Raw genomic sequence first — 14262 nt, 5'->3', positions numbered from 1 at the left:
TCTGTACTGCCTGTTCACTATTGCTACAGTTCATCATAGTTTATCAAATGTGGAGTGATTTTGCGCAAGGACCATTTTTTAGGGAAAGTCACTATTCCCACTTTACCTTCTCCTATACTACAACGCACACATCTTTTGAATTTTTTATTTAAGGCTATTGGATGTGAGCCATGTACGTCACAAGTGACACCCCCGTCTAAGCTGATCTTATTATGTGCCCCTGCTGGTTATGGGAAAACAACGCTGCTTGTTGATTTTATCAATACAAGCCAGCTGCCTTGTTGTTGGCTTGAGTTTGATCCAATGGACTGCGAGCCCCGTTTGCTACTGGATCTCTTGATAACCAGTATTCGCCAGCGTTTCCCTGACTTTCATCTCGCTCTGGACGAGTGCCTGCATGAAGATACTCTTACCAGTGGAGGTGATCTGTATCACTATCCTGCTTTGATTGATGCTCTGGTTTCTGCCATCAAGAGAAGCATACACGAGCGTTTTCTGATTGTACTTAGTAGCTATCAGAAAATGAATGAGTATGAGCCCATCAATGCACTTGTGGATTACCTGTTGCAGAGGCTTCCATCTAATTGCGTGATGATTATCGAGAGCCGCTCTGTACCAAAACTTCATCTTGCTCCATTGATGGTGCGGCGTCAGATTGTTGGCCTGGGCGTTGAACAATTGCGTTTTACACCCGAAGATATTCATACATTGTCTTGTGTAATGGGGAATATTGCATTAACGCAGGAGGATGCAACTCAACTCTGCGCAGCCTTTGATGGATGGATTGCAGGTATCTTACTGGGGACGCGCCTGGGGAATACGGCCTTTCTCTCCTCTTCTTATTGTCAAGAGAAGACCTCTCTGGCTCTTCCCGGTAATATTGACTATCAACACGTGTTTGCCTATCTTCTCGATGATGTGTTTAAAGATCATCCAGACGAGCATGCGTTCCTGCGAGACCTCTCGATCTTAGAACGCATCATGCCCGATATTTGCAATGGATTATTGTCCATTCAAGATGCTGAGCAGCGATTGATGCAGATTGAGAAACAGGGTCTGTTTGTGTCTCGTTTGCAAGAAGAGAGCGATGTTACCTATCTGTTTCATCCTATTCTGCGTGCGCTGCTGCTGACTGATTTAATGACGCAGGATGAAGAACGTTTCAAGCAGTTGCACTATCAGGTATCAGTGTTGTATAGCGAACGAGAAGACTATCAAGCAGCTGTGGCACATGCGCTTCTGGCGCAAGCCTTTGCCTGGGCCTCTGAACTCCTTCGGAACGTAGCAAAGCCTATGCTACGCCAGGGAGATTCTGAAACCATGGTCCAGTGGATGAACAAGTTTCCCGTAGACGTTGTGGAACGTGATCCCTTTCTACTGGTTGTCTGTGCAAAGATCCACCTCCTGAAGCATGAAACAGAGCAATGTGATGCTTTGATCGAGAAAGGTCTCTCTTTGCTTGAGGCAGAGAGCTCGGATGCGAAGCAGGGCTCTGCTGTACTAAAAGCTGAAATGTACATTATCAAGAGTAATATCTTATTTCGCAGCGGTAACTATTACCAGGCTTCTCAGATGAGCCAGCAGGCGTTAACCTTGCTCCCCTCAGAAGAGCGTGAACTGAAAGGGCAGGCTTATCAATACATGGGCGCGTGTGCCTGTTTATCAGGGAACTGTAAAGCAGGTATTACCTATCTTCAACAGGCCTTACGGCTCTGGAATCAGAATGCCGAAGGACGACAGATCTCTTTACTGCATATGTACCTGGCAAATGCGTATAATATCGTTGGGAATTATACACTGGCGGAGTATCATCGTAAGCGCTCGATCCAGAAATTTGAGTGTCTGGGTGATATTGGTGGCAAGGTACATAGCCTGATTGGTCTGAGTACTACCATACGTTTGAAAGGAATGGGTCAGGAGGCGGAGGAGATTCTGCAAAAAGCGTTACTTTTGTCTCGTCAGAGCAACTTTTCAAGCGGCGAAGCCTATGCCCTCCTGGCACTGGGCGAATTTTATCAGGATACTGGAAACTATGAGCAGTCCCTTTCGGTTATTGAGGATGGCCTGCTCCTTGCGCAGGCATTACATGATAGCCTGTTAACAAATAACGCACTGTGCACACTTGCCATGACCTACCTCTTTATGGGTGATTCATCGAGTGCGCAGTTTCTGGTAAGCGAAGTAGAAGCCAGAACGGTTGATTCAAACAGCCAGGATTATATCGTATGCCAGTTGACAAAAGCCATGGTCCACTTCTGGCAGAAACAGTATCAGGAGGCAGAACACTGCCTGCTTCACCTCGATCAGTTGTTAACTCCGCTTGAATTGAAGCAATTGCATATAAGGGTTTTTATTTATTACGCAGCCTGTAAAGTGGAGCAGGGGCAGCTTGCTGAAATGAGAAGATGGCTTGAACGTGCTGCTCTTTTTATTCAACAAATACACTATGAGTACAATGCCTCAATAGAGTTGCGCCGATTGCCGCGTTTGTGGCAGGCTTTGCCCACTATCCCTGCCCTTCATTTTCTCCTGGATGCGGCTTCTGTCTCTCCTCCCCCTCCTCAAGAGTCGGATCCACCTGCTATTCCTCTCCCGATTGTGGAGGAGGCCGTACCATTATTTCAGGTATTTGCTCTTGGTGAACCCTATGTGCTGGTGAAAGGGGAGCGGATTAAGCACTGGCGCATGGCACGCGCAATGGAGCTATTTTTCTTTTTGCTTGATGCAGGGCGTCCCGTTCATAAAGAGCAGATTATGGCGGCGTTGTGGCCCGCAGATGTTGATCATGTCGAACAGAGCTTGCGCACAATCGTGTATCATTTGCGCCGGGTGTTGGGAAATCAGGCGGTCATCTTTCGTTCGGGAACCTACGAACTGGATCTAGACGCGCTCTACGGACCCTCTATCTGGTATGATATGACGGTCTTTTTTGATCTCAGCTCTCAGGCAAAGCAGTTGTTACTTGATGGCGAGGAAGAGCATGCGAGGCCGCTTCTCCAGCAACTGGTCTCTCTCTATAAAGGAGATTATGTCCAATCATTTTATAGTGATTGGTGTATTAGAAGGCGGGATGAAGCTCGCACCATATATGTGGAAGCTCTGCGGCAACTGGCTATTATTTGCGAGAAGGATACGATCGAACAATCTCTTATGTACTGGCAACACATGCTTGCCGTCGATAATTGTCTGGAGGAGGCCCATGCTGGTATCATTCGTTGTTATCTGAAACAAGGAAAACGTGGCTATGCCTTGCGTCAATATCAGCTATGCGAAGATACCTTGCAAGAAGAACTTGCGATCTCTCCTGGCGTTGCCTTGCAAAAGCTGTACAAGAGCCTGGTTTAGCGTAGGAAGCGCGTTATTTGCCCCTCTCTCCCATCCTCTTCTGTTCGCTCCCTCAACTTCACAAGAAGAAAGACTATCACCAGACAAGGTTGGTCTACCAGTTCTCTGTGGGATCAATCTTGTCTGGTACTGGTCTTCTTCTTTTTCCTTCTCTTACAGGTTTTCTATCCACAAACGAGACCGATCAGAGAACCAGGCCACCAGGCGTTTGAGAACAGCCGCACGTCCATTCGCCAATGAGAACAGCGTTAAAAGACAGTCTTAAAACTGCATTGAACTGATTTTTAACGGACTGATCTTTATACTAATGTTAGTTGGTAACAGTGTAACGATACGAGTGTTATCAGTAAATACATTATTTAGCGCTATACTGTAAGGAGTGAAATGGGAGAGCATGGAGAATTGTTTCCGTTGTCGCATCCGCAACGGAGAATATGGTATATAGAGGAGCTCTATCCCCACACGTGCATTCATTCTCTTGGAGGATTTGCCCGGATCAATGGCCTCCTTGATATGAAGCTGCTAGAGAAAGCTATCCATGCATTTATCATCAGAAATGCCGCGCTCAGTCATCAATTTACGATTGTGAATGGAGAACCCTTCCAATATATCAACTATGACCGACCAGCTCCACTCCGCCTGCATGACTTCCAACGGTATAAAGATCCTGAAGCTTCTTTACAAGCCTACTTCCAGCAAGAACTGGCCACTCCATTCGAGTTAGTTGAACACCCTCTCTACTCTTTTTCGCTCGTCATCATTAACGATCACACGTGTGGCTACATCGTAAAATTGCATCATATCGTCACTGATGGATGGTCCGGCAACGTCATGACCGATGAAATTAGTTCACTGTACGAACAATTTCTCATTGATCCCGACTTTGAGGTGCAGCCAGATTACAGCTATCGGCAGAGTATCGAGGACGAGGAGCGCTATCTTACGTCAGAACGCTTTGAGAAAGATCAAAAATTCTGGTTGCAGATATTTGGCTCTTTGCCCGAAACGTTTTTAGCGCCAACGAGCAATGATCTGAGCGCCATCAGGAAGCCATTTCTCATCGATGTAGAACGGACGACGGCCCTTCGAGAGCTCAGTCAACAGAAGAAATGGTCGATTAATACCATCTTTGTTGCTGCTCTAATGATCTCTATCCATAAATTATATCAGCAGGAAGATGTGATTATTGGTATTCCAACGCTTAATCGCCGTGGTGCCAGGGAAAAACGCATCTTTGGCATGTTTGCGGGCACTATGCCGTTCAGGAAAAGTATCTCAGAAGAGCACAGCATCGCAGAGATAGTGGCCTCGATTAATACGGAACTGATGAAGTGCTTTTTTCACCAGAAATACCCCTATAATCTCCTGATCCAGAACCTCGATATTGGATCGGAGCGCGTGAATACGCTCTTCCAGATGTCGATGAACTACTATAATACCAAGTTTGCAAACACAATTGCAGGATGCGTCATCGATAATTTTGAATGGTTCAGCGGCATGCAGATCTATGCCTTACAGATGGTCGTAAAGGATTGGTTGGGCCAGGGGACTCTTCAGGGTTTTATCGATTACAAGCAAAAAGATTATACTGAAGCACAGATTGACCGGATGATTGCCTGGTTTCTATCTTTTATCGATCTCGTACACAGCCAGAGCGATACAAAGATCAAAGACATTGCTACACCCTTGCTTGAAGAAAAGGCTGTAGACACGTATAGTGACCAGAATGCCAGCGAGTATCCGCGCAATCAACCTATCCAGCACATCTTCGAGGAGCAGGTTGAACGGACGCCTTCTGCCGTTGCGTTGATCTACGAGCAGCAACAAATGACCTATGCAGAATTGAACCGGCGCTCCAATCAATTAGCCTACATGCTGCGGAGCCGTGGCGTCACGAGAGAGAGCGTGGTGGGCCTGCTCAGTGGCCATACACCAGAGCTTCTGATCAGTATCTGGGCCATTATTAAAGCAGGTGGGGCCTATTTGCCCATTGATCCAGAGTATCCACTCGAGAGAATACACTATATGTTGTCAAATAGTGGGGCTCTTCTGCTCTTGACGGATCGCGATATCAACCTGGATGCCAGCTATACAGGAGAAGTTATTCGTCTCCAGAGCCTGGACCTCCAGCACCTTCCCGATGAGAATCTGCCAACGATCAACGAGGCCAACGATCTGGTCTACATTATTTATACGTCAGGCTCTACTGGACAACCAAAAGGCATTATGATTGAGCATCAGTCATTAATGAACTATATCTGGTGGGCGAAGAGTCTCTATCTTCAGACGCAGACGGAGAGCGTTGCACTCTATTCTCCCATTGCCTTTGATCTCACGATTACATCTATCTTTATGCCCCTGATAAATGGGAATAGCATCGTCATCTATCCACCTGATTCCACCGAATTTGTGCTCCAGCGGATTATTCGCGATAACAGGTGCGCTGTGATCAAAGCTACCCCGGCCCATTTAGCGTTAATCGATGCTGAACCGGTTGCAGATTCCTGTATCCGCTGCTTTATTGTTGGCGGGGAAGACCTGCGAACAAATACCGCGCACGCTTTATGGCAGAAATTTGGAGGCAAGATCCGAATTTTTAATGAGTATGGCCCTACGGAAACGACGGTTGGCTGTATGATCCATGAGTATAACGTGGAACAGGATACTGGAAGCTCTGTCCCTATCGGGCATGCTATCAATAATATGCAGATCTATTTATTGACGGAGCAGCTCCAGCCCGCCTCTGAAGGCATGGTTGCAGAGCTGTTTGTCTCTGGTGATGGAGTGGCGAGAGGCTATCTCAACAGAGATGATCTGACAGCGGAACGCTTTTTAATCAACCCTCTGAACCCTGAGAAGAGAATGTATCGGACAGGAGATCTGGCACGCTATCAGAATGGTCAGGTGGAATATCTTGGGCGAACCGATGATCAGGTCAAAATTCAGGGATATCGGATTGAATTATCCGAAATTGAAAGCCAGTTGTTAAAGCATACAGCGGTAAAACAGGCTGTTGTGCTTGTGAAAATAGCCCCCACCGGACAGAAGTATCTTGTGGCGTTTGTCCAGTTGCATATGCCCTTCCCAACCTTGCATCTCAAGCGTTTCTTGACGCAAAGTTTACCCACCTTTATGGTGCCGACCTTGATCATCGAGCAGCAGCAGTTCCCGCTATCCCAGAATGGCAAAATTGATCGCAGTGCATTGGCTCAGCTCGATAGAGAGATGATCGTCCAGCAAGAGAAGCGCGTTGACCCTGCATTAGAGCGAGCTTTGCTGGACATCGTCGCTGATATATTGCAGACCGATCATGTCAGTTTGCAGAGCAACGTCTATTTTCTTGGTGCAGATTCTGTCAAAGCTATTCAAATTGCCAGCCGACTGACTGCTCTGGGCTATCAGGTAAGAGCAAGAGATATTCTCACCTATCCAGTCCTACAGGAACTGGCTTTAATGCTTGAGGAAGAGACGGCACACGAGAGGCATGAGCAGCCTCCCTGTGTGGGAATGACGCCATCCACTCCGATTATGACCTGGTTTCAACGGCAGCATTTCGCTGATCCCAATTACTGGCATCAATCCGTTTGTGTTGAACTGCATGCGAGGCTGACCCCTCAAGCCATTCAGAACGCCTTACAAACGCTGGTTCACCATCATGATGCCTTGCGATTGAATTATGATGCTGAACAGGAAAGCTTCTTCTATAACGCCTCCTACCTCGCAGAAGACCTTCAGGTCCTGGACATTCTAGACGTGCCGGAAGATGCGACTCCTGAGACCCTTCAATCGCAGTATGTGGCATTTAAGTCGCGTTTGAACTTGCAGTCTGGATTGCTCTTTCGGGCTTTGTTCGTGAGAACGGCCCATAGGGATGATCGCCTCTTACTTGTTGCTCATCATGCCATTGTTGATGGTATCTCCTGGCGCATTCTTTTAGAAGATATTCAGACGCTATTGATGGCAACCCAACGAGGCGATTATGCAACCCTGCCCACCAAAACCACTTCGGTTCAACGTTGGGCATGGGCTTTGCAGGATTATGCTGATCGGATGAATGCGGCTGAGTTGCAGTACTGGCAACAGGCTACGACAGCCTGGACGATGGTGCCCACTGACTATGAAGAGAGTGAAGGTATGGGGAGCCATCGTCATCAAAAGAGCCTCTCTGTCACACTCTCTCAAGAAGAGAGCTTGCTTCTCTTGACTGGATCTTACGCAGCCCAGATCAACGAGGTGCTGGTTGCCTCTCTTGCGATGACGTTAGCACAACTTCTTCATCAAGACGATATCACATTGGAGCTCGAGGCTCATGGACGGGAAGACCTCTTTGAAGATATTGCTGTTTCCAGAACGGTTGGCTGGTTTACTTCGATGTTTCCGCTGACCCTTCGCGTTGCCAGTACGGAACCAGCTATTGTTCTGCCAGCCATTCAGCAGCAGCTTCATGCAGTTCCCCATAAAGGCATTGGCTTTGGCATTCTTGCCTATGGCGCCAATCGCATTGAGGCCCCTGCCGCTCCTGGTATCCGCTTTAACTACCTGGGCGAAGTTGATAATGGCATCAATCAGGATCTCTTTCACCTGCATAGGGAAGAGACAGGATTAGATAGAGGTCCTACAAATGCATTAACCTGTGGCGTAGAAATCATCGCCATGGTGTATGACAAGATAGTACAGGTAGAATTTATCTATAGTAGTACGAAATATAAAGAATCAACCATTCAGGTATTAGCAGAGAGCTTTTGTGAGCAACTCAAAACCATGATTGCGGAGTGTTGCCAGAGCGAGGCATCTGCACTCCTCTCTGATAATGCATTTCCTCTCTCTGAAGAGGAGCTAAGTTTTCTTTTAACGGATTAACACCGGAGGTGAGATGAAGATAATAAAAATTATCTTACTCCTTATTGTTTGTCTGGCCCTTCTACCAGGGGTGGCACATGCAAGCGCCCATCCGGCTGCTGCGCCATCGCAACAGAAGAGTCTGACAACAACAATCGATACATATATGCAGGAGCAGGTGAAGAATGCAAAAATTCCGGGGTTTGCTGCCGCGGTAATTGAGAATAATCAGGTCATCTATCGTCTGAATAGTGGGGATGCCAGGACGGCAAATGCTCAGGGCCCTGTGACCAGTTCGACGCTCTTTGAACTTGGCTCTAACTCGAAAGCTTTTACTGGTCTGGCGATACTCCAACTCGAAGATCAACATTTGCTCTCGGGTCAGGAATCCGTATCCACCTATCTACCCTGGTTCTGGCTGACCTACAAAGGGGAAAAAGCAACAATTACCCTTGATGAACTATTGCATCATACCAGCGGCATTGGTGCGGAAACCATTGGGTCCATTCCGACAAGCTCATCCAATACCGCCTTGCAGGAGACCGTCAAGACCCTTGTGGGGACAGAATTGAAGCATCAGCCTGGGAAGACCTTTGAATATGCCACCATTAATTATGATGTACTGGGTCTGATCATTCAGTCGGTCACGAATGAGACCTATGAGAGCTATATTCATGATCATATCTTGCTTCCATTGGGGCTCAACCATACCTATGTTGGCCGTCAGAGCCTTCCTCCAGCGCAACTTCCGATAGGCTATAAAGCATGCTTTTACACCACCTGTCCCTATCAAGCACCTGATTATTATGGAAATACGCCAGCCGGCTATATTCTATCGGATCAAGCAGATATGATCAGGTGGACTGAGATACAACTTGGCACCATTGCCGTTCCTGCTCCTTTTCAACAGCTCATTCAGCAGTCACATATCCCTGATCGGAGCGTGGCCCCCGATACGGATGGCTCCTCCTATGCGATCGGGTGGTCAGTCTATCAGATAGGTTCAGGGCTGATCAGTCATGATGGCGCAAATCCTAACTTTTCCTCCTATGTAGGGATGTTGCCAGCCCAAAAAGTAAGCGTGATCTTAATGGGCAATATAGATTACAGCAATATGCATGCGATGGGGAAAGGCATCCTCGATCTCATCTTAGGCAATACCCCCTCTACCATGGACGAGGAGCAGTATACAAAAATTGATCAGACCACGTCATTTCTGACGCTCTTATTTATTCCAGTAGCTCTTGTCCTGCTCTGGTTCCTGGGTGGAGATATTGTCCAGCTTTTCCAGCGGAAACGGAAGTTTGTCCCGTTACGTCTGCAAAAAGTGATGGAGCTTGGTGCCTCCTTCCTCCTTCTCGGACTGTTTGCCTGGTCCCTCTACAATGTGCCCATCTTATTTTTCCCAGGCATGCCCTGGTCGTTTATTATCGTCTGGGGACCGGTTACTATCCTGTCTGCGGTGAGCATGATCATTGTAACCGCTGCCCTTGTCTATATATGCTATCTGATGACGACGTTGACCTATGGAGTGAATGAGCGCGTCTATTACTGGTTGACGGTCTTTAGCATTATCAGTGGTATTGGCAATGCCTTCATTATTTTTGTCATCAATGATACGTTTACGCGGACAGACAACCTTACGAATGGGCTCCTGATCTATTTTGTCATTGGCATTGTCACCTACGTCTTTGGTCAACGTTTTGTGCGCCGCAAGGTCATTGGGCTGACCAATAATTTGCTCTATACGCAACGGGTACGCTTGCTGAGGGCGGTGCAAGATACACCGTATCGAACCTTTGAGACATTGGAACGAGGTAGCCTGATTGCTGGCTTGAACAATGATACTGAAGTGATTAGCAACTGTGTCAGTCTGGCGATTACTGGTATGACCAACCTGGCGACGATGGTGTGCTGTCTGGCTTATCTTGGCTTTATGAATGCCCTGGGACTTCTCATTGCATTGGTCGTGATTGTAAGTACGGCGGGAGCATACTTTATGGTTGGGCAAAGGTCGGAGCAATCATGGGAGATCATGAGGGATGCCCAGAATAAGTTCTTTCGTTTAATCGACGATATGCTTGATGGCTTTAAAGAACTTCAACTGAGCTCGCGTAAACGCACTGCCTTTCAACAAGATATTGAGGCGAGCTGTGAGGAGTATAAGGAACAGCGTATTCGGGGCGAGATACGGTTTGCTGATGTGTTTGTGCTGGGCGAATTGCTGTTTGTGATCGTGATTGGATTTGTGTCCTTTGTCTACCCCTATATTTTTCCGAATCTTCCCAAGGGTGTCTTGCAAAGTTATGTCTTTGTCTTTCTGTATATGACGGGCCCTGTCAATGCCGTATTGGAAGCGTATCCACAGGTTCTGCGCATGAGAGTGAGCTGGAAGCGTATCCTTGAGCTCTCCAATCGGCTTGCCAAAACCGCTATTGAGCGACAGGCGATCCCGGCCACCGTTTTCAACGATGAGGATGAGCTGCACATTGATATTCAGCATGTGCTGTTTGAGTATACAGACAAAGATGGAAAAACTTTTGCGCTCGGGCCTATTGATTATAGCTTTCGCTCTAGCGAGGTTGTTTTTATCACGGGCGGTAATGGCAGTGGCAAATCAACGCTTGCAAAGATTATCACGGGCCTCTATTCACCTGATGAGGGCAGTGTACGCTTGAATGGAGAGGCCATTCCGCCAGATCACCTCAGCGAATACTACTCAGCGATCTTTAGCGACTTCTATCTGTTTGAGAAGCTCTATGGATTGGATCTGGACGGTCAGGAAGAGAAGATACAGGAGTACCTCGAACTGTTGCGGATGTTGGATAAAGTTCAGATTCAGAATGGACGTTTTTCTACCACGCGGCTCTCTACAGGGCAACGGAAGCGCCTGGCTCTCCTGATCAGTTACCTCGAAGATCGGCCAGTCTGTATTTATGACGAATGGGCATCGGATCAAGATCCCGAATATCGCGCATTCTTCTACAACGATATCGTTCCTGCACTACGGGCAAGAGGGAAATGTGTCATTATTATTACCCATGATGATCGATACTTCCACCTGGCGGATAAGGTGTTGAAATTGGAGATGGGGAAAACTGTTCCGGTTGCGGTAGAGGGCAGGTAAAGCGGATGAGTGCAGTGACCCTGTTTTGTCTCCCCAATGCTGGTGGAACCGCTACGATGTATGCTCGCTGGAAGAAGCTGCTTCACCCATCTGTTCAGGTGCTGCCGATCGAGCTCTCAGGGCGGGGAAGAAGATTTGCTGAACCATTGTATGACACTATGCACGATAGCATTGAAGATCTCTATCGACTGGTTGTTCGGGAGCTTCGCGGCCAGGAATTTGCCTTCTTTGGGCATAGCATGGGGGCATTACTCTGCTATGAGCTCGTCACTAAGATCTGGCATGCACAACAGGTGGCACCAATACATGTTTTTTTCTCAAGCCGTACGCCGCCCGATGTGCGGACTGACCAGCTATTGTACACACTAACGGACCAGGAGCTCCAAAATGAGCTCGTGTTGTGGGGGGGCGTTTCCAGGTCGATGCTGGAGAACCCCCTGTTTACGCATACGTTTCTTCCTATTCTGCGTGCAGATTTGCAGATCGTAGAGACCTATCATCAGCAATGGCGAGATTATCATCGCCTGCCCTGTCCGATTTCAGTACTCACTGGTGCAGATGATGTTATCGCCCCTCTTCAGAGACTGAAGTCGTGGGAAGATTTTACAACACAGACCTGTGAATTCCATACCTTTGTGGGCAACCATTTCTATTTGCTTGATTGTATGGAAGAAGTGACCCGGCTGATCCATAGGAAATTATGTGGGCCTTGAAGCATCTGGAGCTTTCGTGTCCAGAGAGGAGAAAATTGATGATTGGGACATTGGTGAATGATGGTACCGCTACAAAAGTAGTGCGCCTCTAATAAAGGGCTATGGTGCAAATAGTGGCTAGTCAATTGATGTATTTATTTCCAGGTGTGGGATCTCATCATAGTGGTATGGGGAAAACGCTCTATGAGCAGTTTCCACTGGTACAGGACCTCTTTACCGAAGCGAGCGATATACTCCATCGAGATATAGCTGCACTGTGCTTTTCTTCAGCACATGCGGAGGACCTTAACTATCTGGAGAACTCGCAGGCTGCATTGTTATGTGTCAGTGTCGCAACCTATCGGGTACTGGTGGCTGAGACAGGGTTGGAGCAAGCGCTCTATCTTGGCTATAGCCTGGGCGAATATTCTGCGCTCTGTTGTGCCGGTGCCCTTGCCTTTAAGGATGCCTTACAACTGGTCTGGAATAGAGGGATTATTGTCTCAGAGGTTGCTAAAACGGTAGATGGATCAATGGTCTGGGTTGTGAATGTGGCAGAGCGAAAGGTTGAGGAGATCTGTCAGCAGCTGCGTCAGGAAGGGGAGTCTGTCTCTATTTCAGCCTATGACTCTCCACAGAAAGTCTCTATTTCTGGCACCAGAGCGGCATTACGGAAGGCAGGAGAGCGCATTGTCGCGGCTGGTGGTATACCCATTCCTATCAAAATGTCTGGTCCCTTTCACAGTCCACTTATGAGCGATGCCGCCGCTCGCTTTCGTGATCTCCTGCACACGTATTCCTATGCATCCCCACGCTTTCCAGTCATCTCTAACTACACTGCACAGCTCTATCAGTCTGGCGACGACATCCCGGCGAATCTCCAGTTGCAACTTGTGCAACCCATCCGCTGGCAAGCATCGTTAGAACTGGCACGCAGCCTTGGCGTTACGACAAGCGTGGAAATTGGTCCAAAGAATGTTCTCACCTATTTATTAGAGAAAAATGAGTTCCATATCACCACCTATGAGCTCAATACCACGGAACAGCTACAGAAGATCAAAGCGAGCAGTGTAGCCCAGAGCAGAGATTATCCTGCATTTCTGGCAAAGTGTCTGACACTGATCGTTGGCACAAAAAACTATAACGAGGATGTGCATATGTATGAAACCATTGTCATCCCAAATTTCAGGAAGATAGAAGCGACGTACATGGCAGTACAGGCAGGGAACTTAATGCCAGATGAGCAGCTGTATGCGCATACCCTTACCCTGCTTACAGATGCCTTACGAGCAAAAAAGCTCAAAGAATCGGACATACATGCCAGGCTTCAGCGCCTTGGATAAAGTTCAGATTGGATAGCTAGAAAGGGACGTGATTGAAATTGTTGCAGAACATAGGTGTCATTGGAGCTGGAACCATGGGAACGGGTCTGGCCGTCGATCTCATTCTGCATGGGATTGGGGCTGTCCTGGTTGACCAATCTGTGGATGCCCTGGAGAAGGCACGCAGCGAAATTATCAGCTCTGTTCGCTTCGCCCCACTTATTAAGAGAACAGCCCCACGTGTAGCGGATGAGGATATTTTAACAAAGATCCGTTTTACGACCTCTCTCTCAGAGGTCCATAATTGCGATTTTATCATAGAAAACGTCACTGAGGATATCAAGCTCAAAGAAGAGATATATCGAAATTTAGATCGTATCTGCCCGCCCGATATCTGCTTTGGTGTCAACACATCCTGTATCTCGATCACCCATATCGGGGGCGTGACAGCGCGCGCCAGCCAGATCATCGGCATCCATTTAATGAATCCGGTCTTCTTAAAATCGTCTGTAGAGGTGATCCGTGGGTATCATACCTCTGAGCACACGATCCAGCTCACCAGAGATTTTCTCAGCCAGCTGGGCAAAGATGCCATTGTTGTGAATGATTATCCCGGCTTTGTCTCCAATCGGATTTCGCATCTATTTATGAATGAAGCTGCCTTTGTGGTGCAAGACCAGGTAGCTCAGCCAAAAGAGGTCGATGATATCTTCAAAAAATGTTACGGCCATACCATGGGCCCGCTTGAAACGGCAGATCTGATCGGGCTTGATACCGTGGTGCATTCGCTGGATGTGTTGTACCAGAGCTATCAAGACTCAAAATTCCGTTGCTGCCCCCTGTTGCGCAAAATGGTTGCAGCCGGCCTCTGGGGGAAAAAGTCAGGTCAAGGTTTTTACACATACAACAGATAAGACCTGCGAGCGAGATCATAGGT

The 14262-nt window shown here is 47.7% G+C and carries 6 protein-coding genes; all 6 read left to right on the top strand.

From position 1 onward, the window contains the following. Positions 1-303 precede the first annotated feature (303 nt). The 6 genes from EL628_RS27395 (at position 304) to EL628_RS27370 (ending at position 14239) form a co-directional block, all read left to right on the top strand. Positions 304-3345 (top strand): AfsR/SARP family transcriptional regulator, encoded by a 3042-nt coding sequence (locus tag EL628_RS27395; protein ID WP_126583158.1) that lies wholly within the window; start codon positions 304-306, stop codon positions 3343-3345. A 384-nt stretch (positions 3346-3729) separates the two neighbouring features. Beyond that, complete coding sequence (locus EL628_RS27390) at positions 3730-8205, top strand: non-ribosomal peptide synthetase (protein WP_126583157.1); 4476 nt, start codon at positions 3730-3732, stop codon at positions 8203-8205. Between the two features lie 13 nt (positions 8206-8218). Then, positions 8219-11311, top strand: coding sequence for a cyclic peptide export ABC transporter (locus EL628_RS27385; RefSeq protein ID WP_126583156.1), 3093 nt, complete (start codon positions 8219-8221; stop codon positions 11309-11311). A 5-nt stretch (positions 11312-11316) separates the two neighbouring features. Further along, the gene (locus EL628_RS27380; protein WP_126583155.1) at positions 11317-12024 is read left to right on the top strand and encodes a thioesterase II family protein; all 708 of its coding nucleotides are present in this window, start codon (positions 11317-11319) and stop codon (positions 12022-12024) included. Positions 12025-12137: 113 nt separating this feature from the next. Further along, positions 12138-13346 carry an ACP S-malonyltransferase gene (locus EL628_RS27375; RefSeq protein WP_161975813.1) on the top strand — a complete coding sequence of 403 codons (1209 nt, stop codon included), beginning with the start codon at positions 12138-12140 and terminating at the stop codon, positions 13344-13346. A gap of 38 nt (positions 13347-13384) precedes the next feature. Further along, a complete protein-coding gene (locus tag EL628_RS27370) occupies positions 13385-14239 on the top strand; it encodes a 3-hydroxyacyl-CoA dehydrogenase family protein (RefSeq protein ID WP_126583153.1) in 855 nt (284 codons plus the stop codon). Positions 14240-14262 lie beyond the last annotated feature (23 nt).

The organism is Tengunoibacter tsumagoiensis, assembly GCF_003967535.1.
Taxonomy (GTDB): Bacteria; Chloroflexota; Ktedonobacteria; order Ktedonobacterales; family Ktedonobacteraceae; genus Tengunoibacter; species Tengunoibacter tsumagoiensis.
Note: the sequence above shows the minus strand (reverse complement) of the source record. Positions and strands in the feature narration are given on the sequence as shown.